The 23,028-nt window shown below is 69.1% G+C and carries 20 protein-coding genes and 2 pseudogenes; 11 read left to right on the forward strand and 11 right to left on the reverse strand.

All coding sequences use genetic code 11. From position 1 onward, the window contains the following. The first annotated feature begins 139 nt into the window (after positions 1-139). Complete coding sequence (locus tag OG758_RS04225; protein WP_326708675.1) at positions 140-1,321, forward strand: baeRF3 domain-containing protein; 1,182 nt, start codon at positions 140-142, stop codon at positions 1,319-1,321. Between the two features lie 74 nt (positions 1,322-1,395). On the opposite strand, the gene OG758_RS04230 is transcribed toward OG758_RS04225, so the two are convergent. Then, complete coding sequence (locus tag OG758_RS04230; RefSeq protein WP_326708676.1) at positions 1,396-1,614, reverse strand: DUF1918 domain-containing protein; 219 nt, start codon at positions 1,612-1,614, stop codon at positions 1,396-1,398. A gap of 201 nt (positions 1,615-1,815) precedes the next feature. Between OG758_RS04230 and OG758_RS04235 the strand changes: the two genes are divergently transcribed. The 4 genes and pseudogenes from OG758_RS04235 (at position 1,816) to OG758_RS04250 (ending at position 7,536) form a co-directional block, all read left to right on the forward strand. After that, complete coding sequence (locus OG758_RS04235) at positions 1,816-3,354, forward strand: cytochrome ubiquinol oxidase subunit I (RefSeq protein WP_326708677.1); 1,539 nt, start codon at positions 1,816-1,818, stop codon at positions 3,352-3,354. A 12-nt stretch (positions 3,355-3,366) separates the two neighbouring features. Beyond that, entirely contained in the window at positions 3,367-4,368 is a 1,002-nt protein-coding gene (gene cydB / locus OG758_RS04240; protein ID WP_326708678.1) for a cytochrome d ubiquinol oxidase subunit II, read from the forward strand. Between the two features lie 269 nt (positions 4,369-4,637). Further along, positions 4,638-5,135 (forward strand): annotated as a pseudogene (locus OG758_RS04245) (ATP-binding cassette domain-containing protein); the annotation flags it as partial. A gap of 67 nt (positions 5,136-5,202) precedes the next feature. Next, positions 5,203-7,536, forward strand: coding sequence for an FdhF/YdeP family oxidoreductase (locus OG758_RS04250; RefSeq protein ID WP_405656073.1), 2,334 nt, complete (start codon positions 5,203-5,205; stop codon positions 7,534-7,536). Between the two features lie 125 nt (positions 7,537-7,661). Here the strand turns inward: OG758_RS04250 and OG758_RS04255 are convergent, their stop codons facing one another. The 5 genes from OG758_RS04255 to OG758_RS04275 all read right to left on the reverse strand — a co-directional run bounded on the left by OG758_RS04255 (position 7,662) and on the right by OG758_RS04275 (position 11,705). Beyond that, entirely contained in the window at positions 7,662-9,185 is a 1,524-nt protein-coding gene (locus tag OG758_RS04255) for a phytoene desaturase family protein (protein ID WP_326715797.1), read from the reverse strand. Continuing rightward, the gene (locus tag OG758_RS04260) at positions 9,086-9,469 is read right to left on the reverse strand and encodes a DUF3556 domain-containing protein (protein WP_326715798.1); all 384 of its coding nucleotides are present in this window, start codon (positions 9,467-9,469) and stop codon (positions 9,086-9,088) included. Before OG758_RS04260 ends, OG758_RS04255 begins: the two co-directional genes overlap by 100 nt. Next, the gene (locus OG758_RS04265; RefSeq protein ID WP_326708679.1) at positions 9,432-10,073 is read right to left on the reverse strand and encodes a DUF4232 domain-containing protein; all 642 of its coding nucleotides are present in this window, start codon (positions 10,071-10,073) and stop codon (positions 9,432-9,434) included. Before OG758_RS04265 ends, OG758_RS04260 begins: the two co-directional genes overlap by 38 nt. A 277-nt stretch (positions 10,074-10,350) precedes the next feature. Then, the gene (locus OG758_RS04270; RefSeq protein ID WP_326708680.1) at positions 10,351-10,521 is read right to left on the reverse strand and encodes a hypothetical protein; all 171 of its coding nucleotides are present in this window, start codon (positions 10,519-10,521) and stop codon (positions 10,351-10,353) included. A gap of 89 nt (positions 10,522-10,610) precedes the next feature. Further along, positions 10,611-11,705 carry a protein phosphatase 2C domain-containing protein gene (locus OG758_RS04275; RefSeq protein WP_326708681.1) on the reverse strand — a complete coding sequence of 365 codons (1,095 nt, stop codon included), beginning with the start codon at positions 11,703-11,705 and terminating at the stop codon, positions 10,611-10,613. Between the two features lie 238 nt (positions 11,706-11,943). On the opposite strand from OG758_RS04275, the gene cpt reads away from it, so the two are divergent. Together cpt and OG758_RS04285 are read left to right on the forward strand one after the other, a co-directional pair. Further along, the gene (cpt, locus tag OG758_RS04280) at positions 11,944-12,525 is read left to right on the forward strand and encodes a chloramphenicol phosphotransferase CPT (RefSeq protein ID WP_326708682.1); all 582 of its coding nucleotides are present in this window, start codon (positions 11,944-11,946) and stop codon (positions 12,523-12,525) included. Between the two features lie 9 nt (positions 12,526-12,534). Then, positions 12,535-13,314 (forward strand): SDR family NAD(P)-dependent oxidoreductase, encoded by a 780-nt coding sequence (locus OG758_RS04285; protein WP_326708683.1) that lies wholly within the window; start codon positions 12,535-12,537, stop codon positions 13,312-13,314. Positions 13,315-13,360: 46 nt separating this feature from the next. On the opposite strand, the gene OG758_RS04290 is transcribed toward OG758_RS04285, so the two are convergent. Then, a complete protein-coding gene (locus OG758_RS04290) occupies positions 13,361-13,954 on the reverse strand; it encodes a DinB family protein (protein WP_326708684.1) in 594 nt (197 codons plus the stop codon). Between the two features lie 234 nt (positions 13,955-14,188). Between OG758_RS04290 and OG758_RS04295 the strand changes: the two genes are divergently transcribed. After that, a complete protein-coding gene (locus OG758_RS04295) occupies positions 14,189-15,607 on the forward strand; it encodes a hypothetical protein (RefSeq protein ID WP_326715799.1) in 1,419 nt (472 codons plus the stop codon). Positions 15,608-15,656: 49 nt separating this feature from the next. Here the strand turns inward: OG758_RS04295 and OG758_RS04300 are convergent, their stop codons facing one another. The 3 genes from OG758_RS04300 to OG758_RS04310 all read right to left on the reverse strand — a co-directional run bounded on the left by OG758_RS04300 (position 15,657) and on the right by OG758_RS04310 (position 18,488). After that, on the reverse strand, positions 15,657-16,445 hold the full coding sequence (locus tag OG758_RS04300; protein ID WP_326708685.1) for an oxidoreductase: 789 nt from the start codon (positions 16,443-16,445) through the stop codon (positions 15,657-15,659). Between the two features lie 172 nt (positions 16,446-16,617). Beyond that, on the reverse strand, positions 16,618-17,382 hold the full coding sequence (locus OG758_RS04305; protein WP_326708686.1) for a type 1 glutamine amidotransferase: 765 nt from the start codon (positions 17,380-17,382) through the stop codon (positions 16,618-16,620). 56 nt (positions 17,383-17,438) lie between these two features. Then, a complete protein-coding gene (locus OG758_RS04310; RefSeq protein ID WP_326708687.1) occupies positions 17,439-18,488 on the reverse strand; it encodes an Lrp/AsnC family transcriptional regulator in 1,050 nt (349 codons plus the stop codon). Between the two features lie 122 nt (positions 18,489-18,610). Here OG758_RS04310 and OG758_RS04315 point away from each other — a divergent pair, with 122 nt between their 5' ends. After that, positions 18,611-19,900, forward strand: a complete 1,290-nt coding sequence (locus tag OG758_RS04315) for an amidohydrolase (protein WP_326708688.1) — start codon at positions 18,611-18,613, stop codon at positions 19,898-19,900. 66 nt (positions 19,901-19,966) lie between these two features. Here the strand turns inward: OG758_RS04315 and OG758_RS04320 are convergent. After that, positions 19,967-20,689, reverse strand: a pseudogene (locus tag OG758_RS04320) (class I SAM-dependent methyltransferase); the annotation flags it as partial. 356 nt (positions 20,690-21,045) lie between these two features. On the opposite strand from OG758_RS04320, the gene OG758_RS04325 reads away from it, so the two are divergent. Both OG758_RS04325 and OG758_RS04330 read left to right on the forward strand, forming a co-directional pair. Continuing rightward, positions 21,046-22,227 carry a hypothetical protein gene (locus OG758_RS04325; RefSeq protein WP_326708689.1) on the forward strand — a complete coding sequence of 394 codons (1,182 nt, stop codon included), beginning with the start codon at positions 21,046-21,048 and terminating at the stop codon, positions 22,225-22,227. Between the two features lie 178 nt (positions 22,228-22,405). Then, positions 22,406-22,924, forward strand: coding sequence for a hypothetical protein (locus tag OG758_RS04330; RefSeq protein ID WP_326708690.1), 519 nt, complete (start codon positions 22,406-22,408; stop codon positions 22,922-22,924). Positions 22,925-23,028 lie beyond the last annotated feature (104 nt).

Raw genomic sequence — 23,028 nt, forward strand, 5'->3', positions numbered from 1 at the left:
TCCGTAGATTTCACGGTACGCCGCTCCTGACGATGACGGCGGGTCGAGCCGAACCCACCCCGCGGGGCTCGGGACGCGTTACCCGTCGGTCGGCCGTATCCGCCCTGCGTGTCCCGGTGATCAATGCGACGCTGAAATCGTGCATACCTCCGATCTGACTCCCGAAATCCGCGCCGCCCTGAGCAAGGAGCGGCCGTATCCCGCGATCACGTTGGTCACGCCCACCGATCCGGATTTCCCCTTCAGCGACAAGGACCGAATCCTCATCCGCGACCTGGTCACCGAGGCCAAGCGGCGGCTGGTGGACGACCCGGACGTGGAGCGGGAGACAAGGTTGGAGCTGCGGGATCAACTGCTGGATCCCGCTGAGATCGAGCGCGCGACCGATCCTTTCCACCCGGACGACGCCATGGTCGTTTATGTGGCCGTGAACGAGCCGGTTCAGGTATGGCGGATGACATCGCTCGCGCCGGTGGAACCCCGCGTGGAATTCGGTACCGCGTTCCTGACGCGGTACCTGGTGGCCGCCGAGCAGCGTTCCCGCCCGTACCTGGTTCTTGTCCTCGACCAGGAGCTGTGTCGTCTGTATCACGGGTCTGTACGAAGGCTGCAGGAAGTGGAGAAGAACGGGTGGCCGGACAAGCCGCAGATCCCGTCGCCCGAGGATGCGATTCCTGGGTCCATCCCCCACGCCACGCCGTACGAGGGGCATGAGGAGCGGGTCGAACAGTACCTGCGGACCGTGGACAAACGGCTGGGGCAGTCCTTCGAGGAGCACGACGGACTGCCGCTGTTCGTCATCGGCGGCGACAAGATCCTCGCGACGTTCAAGAGCATCACCCGATACGGGAATCTGATCGCCGGGACATTGCCGCTCGCGGGCATGGACAAGGAATCGGCCCAGGATCTGGAGAAGCGGCTTCAGCCGGTCCTCGCCGACTTCTACGCGAAGCAGGTCGCCGAAGCCGTCTCCGAGCTGAGCGAAGCGCGTGGACAGGGCAAGTACGTCGGCGGCGCGCCGGAGGTGTGGACCTCGGTCGCCGACAAGCGCGTGCGCCGCCTGGTGATGGAAGAGGGGCTGGCGCTGGCGGGCCGCATCACCGAGGCCGACCGCGCACTGGAGCTCGTAGACGTACCGAAGCCGGTGACGCTGCCGGACCCGAAGAAGGACATGGAACCGTCGCCGCACGCACTTGGTGTGGCCACCGACATCGTCGAGCGACTCGTGGACAACGCGATCGCGGCCGACGCCCGGGTTCTGTTCGTGCCCGACGGGACGCTCCAGGAGGCCGGCGGCGTGGCGGCGCTTCTGCGGTACTGATTCCCACCGGCAAAAGCGCGCGATTCGGGAGCCCTCAGGAGGGCTCCCGAATCGCGTGTCTGTCTTCGCGCAATCTAGAGATACGGGGAACCGGAAACATCAATCACGTGTGTATGGCGCTCGCCGCGTGTCATTTCCACCCTCGGACCCGGCGCGACGACAGCGGTACGGCCGTCCGCGAAGGTCACTTGGTAGAGATCCCGATCCGTACCGGAGATGATCTCCTCGACCCTCACGGTCCGGTCACCCTTGACGCTGTGCAGGGTCAGATAATCGCCCTTCTTGGCTTTCATGTGACCAGCCTCTAATGCTGACAGCTTCCGACGCCTCCGAGGTGGGGCATCCATTCCACTCAATCCCGGCGGCTTCCGATCCGCAAGCGGAGCGGAAAATGCTCACCTTCACCTGGCTCCAGTTCCACCGGGCTCCATGCCGCTTTGTGCTAAAGATAGCTTTTGCCCGAATGCGGGGAGATCCGGTCGAGAGAAGGTGCAGTGGTACTAGCAGTCGCTCAAGAGACCATGGCGCGATGGCAGTTCGGCATCACCATCGTCTACCACTTCCTCTTCGTCCCGCTGACGATCAGTCTGGCCTCCATCGTGGCGGGCCTCGAGACGGCCTGGGTGCGCACGGGCAAGGCGAAGTATTTCCACGCCACGAAGTTCTGGGGCAGGCTCTTTCTCATCAACATCGCGATGGGCGTCGTCACCGGCATCGTCCAGGAGTTCCAGTTCGGCATGAACTGGTCCGACTACTCGCGCTTCGTCGGTGACGTTTTCGGCGCACCTCTGGCGATGGAGGCGCTGATCGCCTTCTTCTTCGAGTCCACGTTCATCGGCCTGTGGATCTTCGGCTGGGACAGACTTCCCAGGAAGCTGCACTGCGCGTGCATCTGGCTGGTCGCCATCGGCACCTTGCTCTCCGCGTACTTCATTCTGGCGGCCAACTCCTTTATGCAGCATCCCGTCGGCTACCGGATCGACAAGGAGTCCGGACGGGCCCAACTCACCGACATCGGCCGGGTGTTGTTCCAGAACACCACGCAGGCACAGATGTTCCACACCGTTACCGCGGCGTTCCTCACCGGCTCCGCTCTGGTGATCGGCATCTCCTCGTACCACCTGCTGCGCGCCAAGCGTGGCAGGGAGACCAACCGCCGGAACATCGCGCCGATGCGTACCTCACTGCGGGTCGGCCTGATGATCGCGGTCGTCGCGGGCCTCGGCACCGCAATCAGCGGTGACCGGCTGGCCAAGGTCATGTTCGATCAGCAACCGATGAAGATGGCCGCCGCTGAGGCGCTCTGGGACACGCAGGCTCCCGCCCCCTTCTCGATCTTCGCGATCGGCGACGTCTCCGAGGGCCACAACAAGGTCGCGCTGGAGATCCCGGGCCTGCTGTCCTTCCTCGCCAAGGACAACTTCCACTCCCCCGTCCCCGGCATCAACGACAGGGCCCGTCAGGAGGCGGCCGAATTCGGCGGTGAACCGGGGGACTACATCCCGAACATCTTCATCACGTACTGGGGCTTCCGCCTCATGATCTTCTTCGGGATGACCAGCTTCGTGGTCGGCCTGATCGGGCTGTGGACCACCCGGCGCAAGTTCTGGCTCACCCGTTCGCGCAAGACCGACGACGACGAGCCACCGATGCTGATGCTCACGAACAAGGTCGAGATGAACGCCTTCTTCACCAAGTGGAGCTGGCGGGTCGGCATCCTCACCATGGCGTTCCCGCTGGTGGCGAACAGCTTCGGCTGGATCTTCACCGAGATGGGCCGCCAGCCCTGGGTGGTCTACCAACTGATGCGCACCTCCGAAGCCGACTCCCCCAACGTGACCACCGGCACGGTGATCGGGTCGATGACCGCGTTCACCGCGCTCTACGCGGTTCTCGCGGTGATCTGGCTGAAACTCATGGCCAAGTACGCCATGGCCGGCCCGGACTCCGGCGAGCAGCCGCCGACCCAGGACCCGACCTTGCGCGGGCCCTCCGCAGGGGACGCCGACCAGCCCCTTGCCCACGCGTACTGAGGACGGATCGTCATGCACCTCCACGATCTCTGGTTCATCCTGATCGCCGTCCTGTGGATCGGCTACTTCTTCCTCGAGGGCTTCGACTTCGGCGTCGGTGTCCTCACCAAGCTGCTGGCCCGCGACAGCACCGAGCGCCGGGTCCTGATCAACACCATCGGCCCGGTGTGGGACGGCAACGAGGTCTGGCTGATCACGGCCGCCGGTGCCACCTTCGCGGCCTTCCCGGACTGGTACGCCACGATGTTCAGCGGCTTCTACATTCCGCTGCTGATCACCCTGTTCTGCCTGATCGTCCGGGGCGTGGCCTTCGAGTACCGCGCCAAGCAGTCCGGTGCGCGCTGGCAGCGCAACTGGGAGGAGGCCACGTTCTGGACCTCCTTGCTGCCGCCCTTCCTCTGGGGCGTGATCTTCGCGAACATGGTCCGCGGCCTCGCGATCGACGCGGACAAGTCGTACGTGGGCGGCCTGGGGGATCTGTTCAACGGTTACGCGATCCTCGGCGGCTTCATGACGCTGGTGCTCTTCGTCTGCCACGGCGCGGTGTTCGCGGCGCTGAAGACGCTCGGTGAGATCCGTGACCGGGCCAGGGCCCAGGCGATCCAACTGGGCGTCGTGGCGGGCCTGTTGCTGATCGCCTTCCTGATCTGGACACAGGCGGGCTCGGGCAACGGCCGGAGCCTGGGCGTGATGATCGTGGCGTTCGTGGCCCTGGTCGGGGCGCTCGTCATGACCCGGCTCGGCCGTGACGGCTGGGCGTTCACACTGTCGGGGCTGACCGTCGTGGCGACGTTCGCGACCCTGTTCCTTGCCCTGTATCCGGACGTCATGCCGTCGACGCTCGACCCCGACCGGTCGCTGACCGTCTCCAACGCCGCTTCGTCGTCGTACACGCTGAAGGTGATGACGATCGTCGCGGCGGTGTTCACGCCGATCGTGCTGATCTACCAGAGCTGGACGTACTGGGTCTTCCGCCGGCGGATCGGCGTCCAGCACATTCCGGCGGGCCACTGACCGTGCGACCTGCCGACCCCGGCTGCCGGCGTACGCCCGCACCACCCGAGCCTTCCTCGCCGGATCCGTGATCGTCGGCGGGGTGGGCGCGGCCCTCCTCGTGGCCCGGCAGGCCTCATCGCCGACATCGTGGTGCGGGCGCTCAAGGAGCACACGTACGACCTGACCGGGTCGCTGCTCGGTCTGTGACCGTCGCCCTCGGGTGAGCGCTCGTGGCCTGGCCGACCGAGCTGCCAGCCCATCGGTCGGTGGCCCGGTGTCCCCGGGCCGTCGACACGCGGGCGCTCGCTTCGGACGACGTCCGCAGGGTGATCGGGCTGTGCGGGCAGGACGCCCATGTCTTCGGCAGTTCACTGCGGGAGAACCTGCGTCTCGCCCGCCCCGACGCCGAGGAGTGCGACCTGCGGGGCGCACTCGACAGGGCTCGTCTCCTGGACCGGGTCGACAGCCTGCCCGCCGGGCTCGACACGATGGTGGGCGAGCACCACCGCCCGCCTCTCCGGAGGACAGCGGCAGCGGCAGCCGCCGGCGTGCGCGCTGCTCGCTGTCTTCCCCGTCCTGATCATGGACGAGCCCGCCGAACACCACGCCCCCTCCAGGGCGCCGCCGTCGACGAGATCCTGGTCCTCGACCACGGCCGGATCGCCGAGCGCGGCAGCTGGGCCGAGCTGGTCGACCGGCAGGGCGGACGGCTCCGCGACTTGTGGCCGCGTGGGCGGCAGGCGCACGCCCTGGTTGCCGCGGGCGACGGTGCTCCGGGCGGGTAGCGCCCATTGATCAACCGGCATAGCCTGGCTGAAAGTACCATTTTGTCGGCCTTAAGCCCGTAATCGCATGGTCGAAGGGTTGAGTGTCTTGAGTATCGACAGCGAGGCGCCGGAAGAGCTGGAACCCAGGGTGGGACCGATCGCCAAGGAGGATCCGGAGTATCACCCTTACCACCACCCGGCCGCCGGCTGGGGTGCCGCGAAGAGCGTGACCCAGTTCCTCGTGCGCGAGCGCGAGCTGGTGGACGGCCCACGCGCGATCATGAAGATGAACCACGAGAACACGGGCTTCGACTGTCCCGGTTGCGCGTGGCCGGACGACACCAAGGGCCTGAAGCTCGACATCTGCGAGAACGGCATCAAGCACGTCACGTGGGAGATGACGCGCAAGCGCGTCGAGCCCGAGTTCTTCGCGGCCCACACGGTCACGGAGCTGTTCGAGTGGAGCGACTTCCAGTTGGAGGACCAGGGCCGGCTGACCGAGCCGATGGTCTACGACCCCGACGCGGACCGCTACGTCCCGATCAGCTGGAAGGACGCGTTCGAGCTCGTCGGCAGCACACTGCGTGGCCTCGAGAACCCGAACCAGGCCTCCTTCTACACGTCCGGCAGGCTCGGCAACGAGGCCACGTTCCTCTACCAGTTGATGGCCCGTGAGCTGGGCACGAACAACCTGCCCGACTGCTCGAACATGTGCCACGAGGCCAGCGGCCGCGCCATGGAGGCGTCGCTGGGAACCGGCAAGGGAACCGTCGACCTCAAGGACTGGGAGAGCGCCGACGCGCTGTTCATCATGGGCGTCAACGCCGCGTCCAACGCGCCCAGGATGCTCACCGCGCTCGCCGAGGCGTACCACCGCGGCGCGCAGATCGTGCACATCAACCCGCTCGTCGAAGCGGCCGCCACACGCACCATCGTCCCGCACGACTTCATGGACATGGCGCTGTTCAAGACGACGAAGACCAGCACCCTGAACCTCCAAGTGCGTATCGGCGGCGACCTGGCGCTCCTGCGCGGCATGGCCAAGGCTGTGCTGGAAGAGTCCAAGCTGGACCCCAAGGCCCTGGACCAGGAGTTCATCGACCGCCACACCACCGGCTTCGCCGCCTACCGGGAGCTGTGCGAGAACACGTCCTGGGAGGAGCTGGAGAGGCAGTCCGGGGTCAGCCGCGACGACATCCTCAAAGCGGCGCGCGTGTACTGCGAGGCCGACCGCAGCATCGTCAGCTGGTGCCTGGGCGTGACCCAGCACGAGCACGGCGTCGACACCGTTCGCGAGATCATCAACCTCCTTCTGCTGCGCGGTAATCTGGGACGTGAAGGGGCCGGCCCCTCCCCCGTACGCGGTCACAGCAACGTCCAGGGGAACCGCACCTGCGGCATCGATCACCGACCCGACGACGCGTTCCTCGACCGCCTCGCCGAGTACTGCAAGATCGACCCGCCGCGTGAGCACGGCCTGGACACCATCGGCACCATCCAGGCCATGCGCCGGGGTGATGTGAAGGTGTTCGTCGGCATGGGCGGCAACTTCGCGCTCGCCGCGCCGGATTCGCCGATCACGTACGAGGCCCTGCGCAACTGCGACCTCACGGTCCAGGTGAGTACCAAGCTCAACCGCAGCCACCTCGTGCACGGCCGCCAGGCGCTGATCCTGCCCTGCCTCGGCCGCACCGAGAAGGACCACCAGCGCAAGGGCCTCCAGAGCACGTCCGTCGAGGACTCGATGAGCATGGTGCACATGTCCGTCGGCATGAAGCGCCCCGCGTCGCCGCACCTGCTGTCCGAGCCCGCGATCGTCGCCGGCATGGCCCGCGCGGCCCTGCCCGCCAGCCCCACGCCGTGGGAGTGGTACATCGAGGACTACGACCGGATCCGCGACACCATGTCCCAGGCCCTCGACGGGTTCGAGGACTTCAACCGCCGCGTGCGCCTGCCCCTGGGCTTCCGCCTCAAGCAGCCCGCCCGCGAACTGGTCTTCCTCACCCCGTCCGGTGGCGCGGAGTTCTCCGACGCCGCCCTCCCCGACGTCGTACCGGCGCCCGGCACCCTGGCACTGGGCACCATGCGCTCCCACGACCAGTGGAACACCACCATCTACTCGGACAACGACCGCTACCGCGGCGTCAAGAACCTGCGTGAGCTCGTCTTCATGAATAAGGACGACATGCGCGAGCGCGGCATCTCCGAGTTCGACCCCGTCGACATCACCAGCACCGCCAGGGACGGCAGCCACCGCTACCTCAACGGCTATCTCGCCATTCCGTACGACATCCCGCGCGGCTGCGCGGCCGGGTACATGCCCGAGATGAACGTGCTGTGCGCGCTCGTCGACTACAGCACGCAGAGCGACCAGCCGATCATGAAGCACGTCAAGGTGACCATCGAAGCGGCCGCCTGAGCGGGAGGACGCACGTGGGCGGGGCCTCGGCCGGGCTGACGACCGGCCGGGGCTCCGCCGCGTTCGGCAGCAGCGGAAGGGACCGGCGGGAGCAGGTCCGTCGGCCCTCACCTCGTGGCGCTGTGTCAGACGGCTTGTCGGATTCCGAGGTGCCGCAGCGCGGACCTCGCCGCGCCGGCGCCGCACATGCCGTGTGCGCCGGGGCCGGGCGGGGTGGCGGCGGAGCAGATGAACACGCCGGGCAGGCCGGTGCCGTAGGGGTCGAGAGCGGGGCGCGGGCCGAGGAGGAGGTGCGGGACCGTCTGCGCTCCCGTCATGATGTCGCCCCCGACGAAGTTGGGGTTGGCCGCGGCGAAGTCGGCGGGCCGGGTGACGTGCCGGCCCACGATGCGTTCACGTACGCCTGGGGCGAAGCGCTCGAACTGGCGGAGGATCGCCTCGGTGGCGTCCCCGTCGTAGCCGTACGGGACGTGGGCGTAGGCCCAGACAGGGTGTACGTCGCCGACCGAGCGGGAGGGGTCGGCCAGGTACTGCTGGCCGACCAGGACGAAGGGGCGCTCGGGCATCCGTCCGGCCGCGACGTCCCGCTCCCCACGTGCCACGTCGGCGAGCGGCCCCCCGAGGTGGACGGTGCCGGAGCGTCGTGCGTCCGCGTTCGTCCAAGGCACGCCGCCTTCGACGGCCAGGTCGACCTTGAAGGCGCCGGGGCCACGGCGGAAGTGCCGGTAGGCGGATCGCACGCGGGCGGGAAGCCGGTCGCCGTAGATGCGGGCGATCTGACCGGGGTCGAGGTCGAGGAGGGTCACATCGGCCGGCGGGATCTGCGAGGAGCGGGTGATGCTCACGCCGGTGTGGATCGTGCCGCCGTGCTCGCACAGTACGTTCTCGAGGCTGCGGGCGATGGACTGTGACCCGCCCTCGGCGACGGCCCATCCGGCGGTGTGCCCGGCTGTGAGGATGCCCAGGCCGATCGCCGAGGTGAACGGGTGGGTCAGCGGGCGGAACGCGTGCGCCGCGACACCGGCCCACAGGGCTTGCGCCTGGGGGGTTCTGAAGAGCCGTGCGAGGGCGGTGGCGGGCAGGGGGGTCGGCAGGCCGAAGCGGGCGAGCAGCAGCGGGTGCGTCGGGATCCGCAGCAGCGGGCGCATGACGTCCTGGGCGAGCGCGTCCCAGTGGCGCGCCGGCGTTTCGAAGAGTGCCCGGTACCGTCCGGCGTCGGCGCCGAGCATGCGGGCGGTGTCCGCGACGGACCGCATCAGCACCCCGGCGCTGCCGTCGTCCAGCGGGTGTACGCAGTCGATGTCCGCCGACTTCCAGCGCAGGCCGTGCCGTTCGAGGTCGAGGGAGCGAAGCGCCGGCGAGGTGACGGCCATGGGGTGGATGGCCGAGCAGTGGTCGTGCAGGAGGCCGGGCAGGATGGCCTCGTGGCTGCGGGTGCCGCCGCCGACCTCGTCCGCGGCTTCGAGGAGTGTGACCTCGACGCCCGTCCTCGCGAGCAGGGCCGCGGCGGCGAGCCCGTTGGGCCCGCCGCCGACGATGACGGCGGACGTCATGACGCCGTGTCCGTGAGGGACAGACCCTCGACGGAGCCGTCCGCGTCGGGCACCGGCCGCAGCGGGTGCGGGGACTGCACCTCGTAGACCGGGCAGTCCGGGCCGTCGGTGGGCCAGGGCTCCCGGGTCACCATGTCGTGCACCTTGACGTGACCGCGTTCCAGCAGGCCGAGGGCGGCGTCGTGGACCTCATAGGTCTGAGTCTGCCGGTGGATGGGACGGCCTGCCGCCCGACGGCCGGAGACCTCCCGGCCGTACGCGACTTCGTGGCGGCGACGCCGGGTGAGCCTGCGCAGGCCGGGCGGCGTGGTGCTTACGTGACGGATCCCTCGCGCCGGCCGCTCACTTGCCGGTGCCGACGGGGTCGACCGTGATGGCAGTGCCGGAGCCGTCGGAGACGGGAACGTTGATGCTCACGGGCAGGGTGTGGGAGTGCGTCTCGTTGGGCGGGGTGACGACGAGGCTGGTGAAGGTGACGCCGGAGCCGCCAGAGTCGTTCGACGGGTAGTGCAGCGTGAAGCGGGTCTCCTCGCCCGCCGTGACGCTGACGCTCGGCGGGGCGAGCTTGCTGCGCTCGGCGCTGACGGTGCCGTCCTTGCCCTTGAGGTCGGCTCCGGGGAATCCCTTGAGGGTGCAGGTGGCGGAACCGGTGTTCTTGAGGTTCACGATGAGCGTGCCCTCGGCCATCCCGCCGGAGCTGCTGAAGGCGAGCTGGGAGGTCTGGCAGGTACCCGTACCCGTTCCCGAAGCCGCGCCGGAGGAGCCCCCGGTGCTCGCGTCGGATCCCGCCGTGCCGGTGCCCTTGCCGGTGGATGCGGTGCTGCCGCCGGAGTCCTGGGAACCGGAGCTCTGCGAACCCGAGCTCTGGGCGGAAGAGGAGGAGTCGTCCGACCCGGCCGAGGAGTCGCCGCCGCTCTGGCAGGCCGTGAGCGAGAGGCCCGCGGCGACGGCGACGGCGAGGAGGGAGAACTTCTGGACGCGCATGGGGGGATCCCTTTCAGGGTGTGTCCGCTCACTCGTCTTGAGCGAGCCGTACTGATCACTGGCTGATCGGTTGAAGATCGGTTGCCGATCGCCAGTTGATCACTTGCTGATCATTGAGACCCTGGCGGCGCGGGAACCGTTCCGTTCAACCACCCCCTAATACATGCCTGTTACAGACGCATGCGGGCGGACCGTGGGCTCGGCCTCCTCCTGAGCGGCCTCACCCAGCCCGCCCGGGTCCGTGAACAGGTCGCGTACGGGGCCATCGGCGCGAGCGTCAGGCCGGTGAGGATATGACCGGCAGAGACGACCCCGAGGACCAGGACGCGATCCTGGCGAGCAACTCTTCGTCGTATCCGACCAGCCGCTTCGTGACGACCGAGATGCGGCCGGAGGGGCCGAGCAGGCCCGCGGCGCGGACGACCGGCCTCGCGACCTGGTCCACCACGCACTCGCGGCCCTGCTCGGGACACTCCGAAGGCTTCGTGGCGTCAGCTGCGCTCTACCGCGGAAGCTCCTCCCTGATGTCGGTTCGACTCACTGCTGGAGCTCCGCGACATCCGCGACCACGCAGCCGACGTTGTCGGGACCTCCGATGCCGTTGGCCAGGGCCACCAGGGCGCGGACCGCCTCGTCGGGCTCCCTGGTCTCGGTGAGCACGCGCAGGATGTCGTCGCCCGGCACGACGGTCGACAGTCCGTCGGAGCAGAGCAGATACCGGTCTCCGTGCTGCGCATCGTGCAGGCGCATCTCCGGGGTCTCGTCGGCTCCTTGCCCAAGGGCCCGCGTCAGCAGCGACCGCTGGGGGTGGGAGAGAGCCTCTTCAGGGCTGATGCGCCCTTCGTCGACCATCGACTGGACGAGCGTGTGATCGTGCGTGATCTGGAACAGCTCTCCGGCGCGCAGGAGATAGACGCGGGAGTCACCGATGTGCACGAGGGCCAGCTGTGCTCCGGTCCAGAGCATCGCGGTCAGTGTCGTCCCGGCCTCTGCCCGTGAGGCCTCGTCGGACGAGGATCCGCTCGACGGAAGGCCGTGCACGGCCCGCTTGGCTTCTTCGACGGCGTCTTCCAGGACGTTGAGGAGATCGCCTGCGGGGACGCTGTCGGTTTCGAGGCGCTTGAGTACGTCGACAGCCGCGGCGCTTGCGGTGGCTCCACCGCTGCCGTAGCCATCGGCGACGGCGAGCACGCGGGGCCCGGCGTACGCGGTGTCCTGGTTCCTCTCACGGACGAGGCCCGTGTCGGACAGGGCCGCGTAACGGATTCCCAGGGGCTTGGCGGTCGTGGGCATGGTGGGGTCCTTCCAGGACAGATGGTCGATGAGGAAGGTGGCCAGGTCCCGCCGTGCGGCGGTGTCGGCTTCGACCTGGGCCCAGAACGCGCGGATCTCCTGCGCCGCCCCGGCCGCATCCAGCGTGCGGACGTGCTGGATGCGGGCCAGGGGCATTCCCAGACGCCGGAGCCAGGCGACGAGTCGAGCCTGGTCGAGCTGGTCCGGTGCGTAGAGGCGGTAGCCGGTCACCGGGTCGACACGAGCGGGGTTCAGCAGGCCGAGCTCGTCGTACAGACGAAGCGCCTTCGGCGACAGCCGGGACGCCTTCGCGAACGCGCCGATGGTCAGCAGCCCCATGCTCGCTCTCCTCCTCATGCCGAGCACGTCGCCCGGCCCCACCGATGCTGTGGCTTCCCCCAAGGTGAAGGTCAACTGTCGCGCGCGCTCAGTCGGCAGGGACGACCCATCACCTGGGCGACAGCCTTTCACCCATGACTACGTGTGAGCCTGCGATCAGGCCTTGAGGATGCTGCTCGGTAAGGGGCTTGCCGAAATTCGTTTCGGGCGCCGTGATGGGTGCACCTACCCTGACCCGGTGACGACTCAGGTGATCGTGTTGAACGGTGGGTCCAGTTCGGGCAAGTCCGGGATCGCCCGGTGTCTGCAGGCGGTGCTGCCGGATCCGTGGCTCGCCATCGGGATCGACTCGCTGATCGAGGCGATGCCCGCGTCCATGCGGGAATCGGGCGACGGACTCGACATCGCCGAAGACGGCGGAGTCGGCGTCGGACCGGTCTTCCGGGAGCTGGAAGCGGCATGGATGCAGGGGGTCGCCGCGACGGCCGGTGCGGGCGCCCGGATCATCGTCGATGACGTCTTCCTCGGCGGAGCCGAGTCCCAACAGCGGTGGCAGAAGGCTCTGGGCGGGCTGGACGTGCTGTGGGTGGGGGTCAGGTGCGACAGCGAGGTCGCCGCAGGCCGCGAGATCCTTCGCGGGGACCGAGCCCAGGGAATGGCCGCATCGCAGGCGGAGGCGGTCCACCGGGGCGTTGTCTATGACCTGGAGGTGGACACCACCCACACGGAGTCCCTGCAGTGCGCGCGGACAATCGCCGCCCAGGTCACGTCATCTTCTGTGGGACGGCCTGAGCGCGGTCCCCATGAAGGCGCCGTCTAGGGTGCGATCATGACCTCGCAGACCTACCTCTCCGAACTGTTCTCACTCGACGACCGGACCGCCGTGGTGACCGGCGGCAGCTCCGGTATCGGCAAGGCCATCGCCGGAGCCCTCGCCCGCGCGGGGGCGAGCGTGGTGATCGTGGCACGCAAGGAGGCGGAACTCGCCGCCACTGTGGACGAGTTGACGGCGGACGGCTGCCGGGCAGCGTGGGTGAGCGCGGACCTGAGCACCCGCGGCGGGGTGCGCGCGGCGGCGGAGCAGGCGGCCGGGGTGTTCGGCGAGCCCGACATCCTGGTCAACAGCGCCGGCATCAACCTGCGGCCGCCGATGAGCGAGCTCGGCGACGAGGTGTGGGACACCACCATGGCGGTGAACCTGGAGGCGCCCCACCTCCTGGGCCAGCGGTTCGGACCCGGCATGGCCGAGCGGGGCTTCGGACGGATCATCCACATCACCTCCCAGCAGGCGCACCGGGCGTTCGTCCAGAGCGGCGCGTACGGGGTCTCCAAGGGCGCCCTGGAGGCGCTGGCCCGCTCGCAGGCCGAGGCGTGGTCGCCCCACGGCGTCACCTGCAACACACTCGTGCCGGGCTTCGTCATGACGCCGCTCAACGCGCGTCTGTCGTCCGACCCGGACAAGGTGGCCGCGCTGGCCGCCCGCACGATGGTGGGGCGCAACGGCCTGGCCGAGGACTTCGCCGGAGCGGCGGTGTTCCTGGCCGGCCGCGCGTCCGCCTACGTCACCGGTCAGGCAATCTTCGTCGACGGCGGATTCTCGGTTCACTAGAGGCGCCACGCGGGCTCAATTGCCGTACGGAACAAGCCGGTCGCGGCTACGCATCACGGTCGGCTTCCCGCGCCGCACGTTCCAGTCGGCCGCGATGGTCCTCCCACCACGCCGGGTCGTCGGACGGCATGCTGTCGTTGTCCTTGTTCATCCCCACGGAGCCGTCGACGAGTTCGCGGACGATGTCGGCGTGCCCGGCGTGACGGTGCGTATCGGCGATGACGCGTACGACGGCATGATGCAACGTCACCTCGTCCCTGCCACTGGGCCACCACGGCACCTTGCCGACGGTGTCCAGTGGCAGCGCGTCGATCGTCGCGTCGGCATGCGCCCACGCCCGCCGGTACAGCTCCACGATGAACTCACGCGACTCGTCGACGGTGACCCACATGTCCGCGTTGGGCTCGGCGCCCTCCTCGACCCAGGGCAGCGGCTCACCGGACGGCCGCCCGAAGGTGTCGCCGAGATATCCCAACTCCACACTGGCCACATGCTTCACCAGTCCGAGCAGGTTCGTTCCGGTCGGCGTCAACGGGCGCCGGACGTCGTACTCGGAGAGCCCGTCGAGCTTCCACAACAGAGCGTCGCGGGCGGACTGCAGATAGAAGTGAAGGTCGGTTTTCGGATCCGAAGCGGTCATGGGGCCAGTCTGCCGCCCGCACGAGCGTTGTTGCGGCGTTCAGCCTCCGCCGGCGACCAATATGAACGCTACTGATCACGTCATGGGATTTCGGCTCCTCCGTACCTAGCATCTCCCCCGCCGCGCAACGGTGCGCGCCGGAGGACGAGGAGCAGGCCCATGGGTACGACCAGACGCATCGCATCGGGTTTCCGCAGGAGGTCCGGGGCCCGTCGGCATCACCGACGCGCCGCGATGATTGCCGGTATCGCGGGTCTCGTCGCCTGCGCGCTCCCCGTACCGGCTTCAGGTTCGACGGCTTCCGCTTCATCAGCCGCGGCCGGGAGTGGGCCGGCGTCCACCGCCTGTCCCACGAATCTGACCGGGAAGGCCACCTGTTACGCCGGCCAGGACTCGCACGGCGCCTACTACGCGATCGCCGTCCCGAAGACGTGGAACGGCTCGCTCGTGGTGCACGCCCACGGCGGCCCCGACCTCGGCACGGGCTCCGACCCCGACCGCAGCGTCGACGACCTGAACCGCTGGGCTGTGATGGTGGACGAAGGTTACGCCTGGGCCGGTTCGTCGTATCGGCGTGGTGGATACGGGACGCGGATGGCCGCCGCCGACACCGAGAATCTGCGTCGCCTGTTCGTGACCGAGTTCGGCGAGCCGAGGCGGACCTATGTGCACGGCCAGTCCTGGGGCGGCAATGTCGCCGCCAAGGTCGTCGAGACGTACGGTGCGGCGAAGCACGGCCCGTACGACGGAGCCCTGCTCACCAGTGGCGTTCTCGGCGGTGGTTCACGCGGATACGACTACCGGGTCGACCTGCGCGTGGTCTATCAGTACTACTGCCGCAATCATCCCCGGCCCGGCGAGCCTCAGTACCCGCTGTGGGAAGGGCTGCGCGCCGACTCGACCATGACAGCCGCGGGGTTGCGGGCGCGCCTTCAGGAATGCACCGGGTATACCTCCGAGCCCAAGGAGCGGACCGCGGCGCAGCAGCGCAACCTCGACGACATCCTCGCGGTCACGAAGATCCCCGAGCGCACTCTCGAGTCACACCTGCGGTTCGCGACGTTCACGTTCCGCGACATCGTGCACAGCCGGCTCGGCGGCCGCAATCCGTTCAGCAATCAGGGCGTACGGTATTCCGGTTCCCACGACGACCGGGCGCTCAACGCCGGCGTCGAGCGGTTCTCGGCCGACCCGAGCGCCGTACGCGACCTCTCCTACGACAGCGACCTCACCGGCAAGGTGACCGTCCCCGTTCTCACCATGCACGCGATCGACGACCCGACCGCGTTCGTCGAGCACGAGGTCGCCTACCGGGCCAGCCTCCAAGGCGCCCACAGGGAGCGGAACTTGGTGCAAACGTTCACTCGGGAGAGCGAACACAGCGAGCTGAGCAACTCCGAGTACGCCAACTCCGTCTCCGCGCTGGACGCCTGGGTGCGGATCGGGAAGAAGCCGACTCCGCGGGCGATCGCGGCCTCGTGCTCCACGTTCGACCACAGGTACGGCACAGGCTGCTTCTACGACCCGGGTTTCTCCCCCGATTCCTACGCGTCGCGGGTCAACGCCCGTTCAGGTGGCCTGCGTTGGCCGGCCATGACTGCCACCCAGGAGAAGTCCTGGAGCCGGATCGACGGCGTGGGAATCGCCCCCTGAGACCGGCGGCGTCGGTCTTGGCGAACCGAAGTCCGATGCACGGTTTGCATCACACTGTGGTGATCAGGCCTCCGTCGATCACGAAATCGGAGCCGGTCACATTGGCGGTTCGGTCGGAGGCCAGGAGCAGTACGAGGTCGGCGACCTCCTGGGGGCGGGTGAAGCGGCCGGTCACGGCGCCCCGCGCTACGCGTTCGGTGACCGCGTCCGCCGCAAGTCCCCCGGCCTGACCGACAGTTGCTGCCACACCGTCCTTCCCCAGCCACAGATCCGTGGCGACCGGACCCGGACTGACCGTGTTGACGCGGATGCCGCGCGGTCCCAGCTCCTTGGACAGCGACTTGCTGAAGCTCAGCAGGGCCGCCTTCGCCGCGGAGTAGTCGATCACGAGCGGGTCGGGCAGGCGCGCGTTGACGGACGCCACCGTGATGATCGACCCGGCGGCGTGCTGGAGCATCAGCGGCAGGACCTCGCGGGTGGCGCGGACGGAGGCGAGGAAATTGATGTCCAGGGTGGTCGTCCAGTCCTGGTCGGTGACGGACGAGAAGCCGTCGGTGCGTGGCCGGACGGCACCGACGTTGTTGACGAGGATGTCGGGCGGCCCGAAGGCGGATGCCGCCGCCTCGACGAGCGCGGCGGGCCCTTCCGGAGTCCCCAGATCCACCTCGACGGCCTGTACGGAACCTGTCCGGGCGAGGTCGGCCAGTTCACCGCCCGTGTGGCGCGCCCCGGCCGTCACGCGGACCCCTTCCCCCACGAGGGCCTTGGTGATGGCCAGGCCGATGCCCTTGCTCGCACCGGTCACCACCGCGGTTCTGCCCTGGAGCTTCAGTTCCATGAGACGCCTTTCTGCGCCGAGCGGCGACCGACCACCGCACGAACGGGACGTCCTTCCACCATACGGATTCCGGCGGCGCACGCGGCGCGACGCGCGGCAACGCCATGTGGCGCCGAATGGGGGCCATGGTGGCCTCACCATCACCGTCACCGTCACCGTCAACGGCGGAACCTCATCGCCGCCCAGGCGTCGGACCGACCGGCACGGCCGTAGCAGGATCGGTCACGATCGCGGCCCACTGCTCGGCGAACGCACCCCACAGCGCGCGCAACTCTGCCTCCGCCCGAGCCACCTCGGCCACGACACCGGCGGGTTCGAGCCCGAGGGCGCGCAGTGGGCCGACGTCCGAGGTCCCCCAGGTGCGGATGTCGTCCGCCAGGACCTCGGGGTGGAACTGCACTCCCCAGACCGATGTGCCGATCCGGTAGGACTGGTGGGCGCAGCGTTCGCTGGTGACAAGGGGAACTGCTCCGTCGGGGAGAGTGCCGGTTTCCTCCCAGTGCCATTGCACCGCGCGCAACCGTCCACCCCTATGCATGAGGGGCCCGAACAGCAGGTCCTCTGTGCTCTCCTGAAGTGGCGTCAGTTCGCAGAGGCCGACCTCGGGGAGCGCGGCGCGCCGGACTTCGCCGCCGCACGCCACAGTCAGCAGTTCCATGCCCAGGCAGATCGCCAGCGTGGGCAGGTCGCGAGCCACGGCCTGGCGCAGCAGTTCACGTACGGCAGGCAGCCAGGGCGCGCGTTCATCGTCGTGCGGGCCCATCGAACCGCCGAGGACGAGCAGCGCGTCATGGTCGTCCAGATTTCGCGGCAGTACGTCTCCCGCCCAGGGGCGGCACATGTCCGTCAACAGCCCTTGCCCGGCTATGCGTTCACCGACCTGGGCCGGACCCGTACCGTCCTCGTGCTCGACGACGAGCACCCGCGCAGCGCTCACCGCCGCCCCTCCTCGATCCGTACAACCTGATGCAGGAAACACAGCACCGCCTTCCCTCAAAGAGTGGTGGACAGGTCGTCCCAGGGGACGTGGCCGACCGCACGGCCGTGAGGGTCGAGGAGTCGGCCCATGCGCTTGGCAGTGATGAGCGTGACCGTGCGGTCGAGCACGCGCAGATCCGGTAGCTGCTCACGCATGTGGGCCTCGAAACCCGTGACGTCCTCCGTCGTGCGCAGCCAGGCGATGACCAGGAAGCCGGCTGTCCCGCTCACGGCACTGCACAGCCGGACCTCGGGCATGAGGCCGAGCGCGCGCGCTGCCGCGGTCAGTCGGTCGGCAGGGAGGTCGATGCGGTAGGTGGCGGTGAGCGGCCAGCCGGCGGCGCCCTGGGCGAAGTCGCAGCGGAAGTGGACCGACCGCGTCTCCATCAGCCGCTGGAGTCTGCGGCGCACCGTCGCCTCGCTGACGCCCAGGTCCCGGGCCAGTTCCTGATGGCTTCGCCGCCCGTCCCGGCCGAGCGCGGCGATGAGTGCCGCGTCGGCGGTGGCCCCGGTCAGGGAGCGGCGCGTAGGTCGCTGTGGGGGCACCAGGAGTGAGCGTTGCTGCCGGTCCAGGGCGCGCATGCGCCAGCCGCTCCCCTCTTGGTAGAGGCGCAGGCCGAGGTGGATGGCCGTCGCCTCCACGCCGGGCGCGGTGGGCAGGTCCCGGCGGACGAGCGCGGCGAGGGCGGCCGGTGTCGGGGCCGCGACGGTCAGGAGCAGATCGAAGTCACCCGTGACCTCCTCGACGCTGAGGACTTGGGGCAGCGCACACAGGTGGCGCGTCACTTCGTCGACGGTGTTCGGCCGGCAGCGGACGTCGACGTACGCGAAGCTCGTCGTACTCGCGGACGGGTAGGCCGTCAGCCAGGCGAGCCCCTGGCCGACCAGTCGGTGCCAGCGCCGGGCCACGGAGGTGGCGTCCACGCCGAGCGCGGGCCCGATCTGTGACCAGGGCGCTCGCGGGCTGTGCTGAAGAGCCTCGATCAACGCCAGGTCCGACTCCTGAAGCGAACCGGCCGCCGCATCCCGGTGCCCGGGCGAAGCTTCTGGGCTGCTATCGGGCATGGCTCATGGATCTCCGTCGAATTCCTGCGTTATCACGGGCAAGTGATCAACGATCCCCATCCTGGACTCACTTCGGCCCCGGTGTCGACCCCCGACCCCGCCGGAGACCTGGGAGGACTGACATGGAGACCGACGGATCCCTGACCGCCGCCGCGCCGCGTGAGGGTGTCGCCCTGCGCGACGGCCTCGACGCCCGGCTGTCCGGCCTCGGCCTGCTCTACCGCGATCTGCACTCCCATCCCGAGCTGTCCATGCAGGAGCACCGCACGGCCGGGATCGTCGCCGCGGAGTTGCGCGGGCAGGGCTGGGACGTCACCGAGGGCGTAGGCGGCACGGGAGTGGTCGGGCTTCTGCGCAACGGCGAGGGACCGGTGGTGGCGCTGCGCGCCGACATGGACGGGCTTCCCGTGCGCGAGGCGACGGGTCTCGACTACGCGTCCACGGATACCGCGCTGTCGCCGGACGGCGAGCCGGTTCCGCTCATGCACGCCTGCGGCCATGACCTGCACACGGCGGCTCTGCTCGGTGCCACCGCCCAGCTCGCGGCACGTCAGGAACTCTGGCGCGGCACCCTGCTGGCCATCTTCCAGCCCGGGGAGGAAACAGCCGCCGGTGCCAGAGCAATGCTGGCCGACGGTCTGCTGGAGCGGTTCCCACGGCCCGACGTGGTGCTCGGCCAGCATGTGGGGCCGCTCCCCCTGGGTTCGGTGGCCACGCGCGCCGGTGTGCTGATGGCCGCCGCGGACAGCCTCAGGGCACGTCTGCTCGGGCGGGGCGGGCACGGTTCGGCTCCGCACACCACGGTCGACCCGGTGGTCATGGCGGCGGCGACCGTCATGCGCTTGCAGGGGATCGTGGCCCGCGAGGTCTCGCCGACGGAGTCGGCGGTCGTCACGGTGGGCTCGCTGCGGGCCGGCACCAAGGAGAACATCATCCCCGAAGAGGCCGAACTCAAGATCAACATCAGGACGTTCGACCCCGCCGTGCGGGAGCGTGTGCTCGCTGCGGTGCGCCGTACGGTCGAAGGGGAGGCGGCGACCTCCGGCGCGCCTCGCCCTCCGGAGTTCAGCGAGCTCAACTCCTTTCCGTTGACGGTCAATTCGGAAGGGGCGACGGAACGCACCGTCCGGGCGATCGCAGCGGGCGGCGCCCAGGTGCACACCATGCGCTCCCCGCTGTCGGGCAGCGAGGACTTCGGCCTGCTCGCCACCGCGGCCGAGTGCCCGTCCGTCTTCTGGTTCTTCGGCGGTACGGAGCCCAGCAGCTGGGAGGGCGCCGATCCGGCGGGTGAGCAGCCGTCCACCGTGCACGGCAACCACTCCCCGTTCTTCGCCCCGGTGGCGGATCCGGCGCTGCGTAACGGGGTCACGCATCTGCTCGACGCCGCCGCGGAGTGGCTCGACTCGGTGTGAACCTGGCGCCGGGGCTGCGCGCGCGAACCGTGGGGTCGTACGGCGCTGAACTCCGCCCCGGCCCTGCGGGCGCCGCGCCACAAAGACGAACTCCCGGCCGGGACGGTCAGCCGCGTCACGAACCTCGTCGACCACGAAGCCTCGCGAGACCAACTGCGCCTCGATCTCAGGCCGTTCACGGAACCGCAAGGTCGAATCGGAGGTCAGCACCTCACCGTCCTCGGCGAATACGTACGTCCACCGAAACGTCACCAACGGCCCACTCACGTCGGTCACCTCGACCCAGCTCTCGACCACGCCGGCTCCCGGGATCCGCGTCTTCGAGTACGACTCCTCGCGGTTCCACTCCTCCCAGGCACGTCCGGCCGGGTTCCGCGTCTCGAACACCAGGCGCCCGCCGGGCCGCAGTGCCTCGTACGCCCCTTGCAGCGTCCGTCGCCAGACCGCCGGGTCGACGACGGCCTGCGCGACGTTCGCCGTCATGGTCGCCAGATCCGTCCGCAGGGGCGGGAGCGCTGTCGCGTCGCCGCAGATCCAGCGCACCCGCTCGCTACCGGGCTTGCCCCGGGCCACATCGACGGAGGCCCGCGCGGGGTCGACCCCCACGACCTCGATCCCCCGATCGGCCAGGAGCAGCGCGAACACTCCCGTCCCGCAGCCGATGTCCAGCACCCGACGCGCTCCGAACTCCTCCGCCATCCCCACGTACGCGTCGAGATCGCTGCGGTCAGGATCGAGCGCGTCGTACGCCGCAGCGAGCCGTGGATGCTCAAATTCCTCATCTGCCATGCGCCCGAAGGTATCGGGCGCGATCTGAACGTCATCGACGACATCGTCACGGGCGTGTGGCACCGCCGTCCGGCCGCACTCGCGGCAGTGGCCCTCCTGTACGGCGGGAGCCGGCTCGCCGAAGCCCTTCTGCCCGACTCCCTCGCCCCAGCCGGGGGATGCCTTGGCTGGGAGTCGGCATGGGCCCGGGCACTACGGCCTCACTCACCTGCCGGCCCCGCGATCCCGCTGAGTAGGATGCCCCGCACCCCACCCGGGAGGGTGAGGCACAGGGCAGGGCTTCGGGCAGCGAGGGGCACATGAGAACCGGGATCGGGGACTTCGTCCGCGCGGGGGTGTGTTTGCTTCTTTCCCTCATGTTTCTCGGGGCGGCCTGGCCGCTGTGGCAGACCGCGCAACAGGCACGTCAGGACGACGTCGACTTCTCGAAGGTGGCCATCGTCGAGAACGGTCACCGAACCGGCCGGCTGAAGGTGTGCGGAGACCGCTACCGCAAGCCGTACTGCATGCAGCGCGAACGCGTCACCGTGCGGGACTCGACCTACACGATCAAGCGCTCCAGCACCAAATACAGGCTGGAGCTGACGCGGGCCGACCATCGCCGCACGATGGAACTCGCCTACAGCGACACCCGTTCCCATGACGAGCGGGACTCGGTGTACGGGCGGGCGCAGGCCGGTGAGCCGGTGACGCTGTTCTGGTGGCGCGGCTCGGTACGCATGATCCAGGCCGGGAAGGACAGCGGCGACCACAGGTCCGTCGTAAACACCAGCCACTACCCCGGACGGCTCTTCACCGCGCCCGCGGCTCTGACCTCCGTCCTGTGGGGGCTCGGACTCGGGCCGCTGTGGGCGGCGACGTGGCTGCTGCTGCGCGGTCGGCGCAACCCGCTGACGATGGCGTGGCAATGGCTGGCACCCGTACTCGCCCTGGCCACCGCGGGCGGCGTCGGCGCACTGACGGCATTGATCGAACCCCGGCCCCGAGCGGTGGTGCTGAGCTTCTCGGTGACGGCCGTGGCCCTCCTGGGACCCGCTCTGCTCTGGCTGCGCTGGTGGACGCGGACCCGGCTGCCGCGCAAGTGCGACGTGGAGCCGGTTCAGCCGGTCGAAGTGCACCCGGTGGACGGCGGTGTCTCCGGCACCGGCCCATGGAAACTCGGCATCAAGGGCCCGCTGTACGTAGGACCGGACGTCATCGGCACGACCCCCGACCCGGCCGCGAGGGTGGCGCTGAAGCCGCTGCCGGGCCCGCTGCGGGTGATCACCGTACGTCCGCCGTACCGCAGCGACCCGCGCGCAGTACGCCGGTACTCGATCCACCCCTACCAAGACGAAGAGGCACGCGCGCATAGAGCAGCGCAGCAGCGCTGGTACACACCCCGCGCGCAGCAGACCGAGCCGACCCACCCCCTCGTCGCGGTCTGCGAGGTCCTCGACGGTCCGGGCCGCGGCTCAGAAGTACTCATAGGCGCACCGGAACAGGACATGCCGGAGGTGCTGGGCGCCATCGCCGCCCACGCGCGTCGGTGGCAGTGAGCCGGGCGGCGCCTGCCACGAGCTGCTCGGGCAGGTCACCATCACGCGTAAGGGAGTAGGACTTCGCGGGGCCACACAACCACGAAGTCACGAATCAATCACCAGTTGTTCATATTTCCTTCACATACCCCGCCGTCGTAATAGCCTCACCCCACCTGTAACACCTCGGGGGGACAATATGACAAACGCTTACACAACGCCGCCCGCGCCGCGCCCGGTTGACACCAGACCTCTGCGTAAGCGCAAGCGGGTGTGGCTGGGCGGATCAGGCCTGCTTCTCACCGGTGCGCTCATAGTGGGCGCCGGGAACGGCGATCAGCAGCCCGTCGCCGCCGAGGCCAAGCCCGCGCCGACCGTCACCGCCACCGTGACCGCCGCGCCGGAGCCCGCGCCGACCGTCACGGAGACCATCAAGGCCAAGGCGAAGCCGCGCCCCGCGGTCACCGTCACCAAGACCGCCCGTCCTGCCGCCGACACCGGAAGCGATACGGGCAGCAACTCAGGCAGCGACACAGCCAACGGAAGCGGCAGCCAGGACACCGCCGGCACCTGCTCGATCGTCTCCAACGCGGGCAACTGCTACTCGGCCGGCCAGTTCTGCCGCAACAGCGATCACGGCGCCGTCACCACCAACGAGGGCGGCACACGTATCAAGTGCGTGTACAGCTCCAACGCCTGGCGCTGGACGTACGCCTGACGGCACATCACTTGACTCTCAGGCGGACCCGTACCGCGTTCGCCCGCGTTGGCCTGCCACTGGCAAGGTCTTCCGCTCTCAGCCAAGACCTCGCGTCCGCGTGG

It is taken from the genome of Streptomyces sp. NBC_01474 (genome assembly GCF_035918215.1).
In the GTDB taxonomy this organism is placed as follows: domain Bacteria; phylum Actinomycetota; class Actinomycetes; order Streptomycetales; family Streptomycetaceae; genus Streptomyces; species Streptomyces aureus.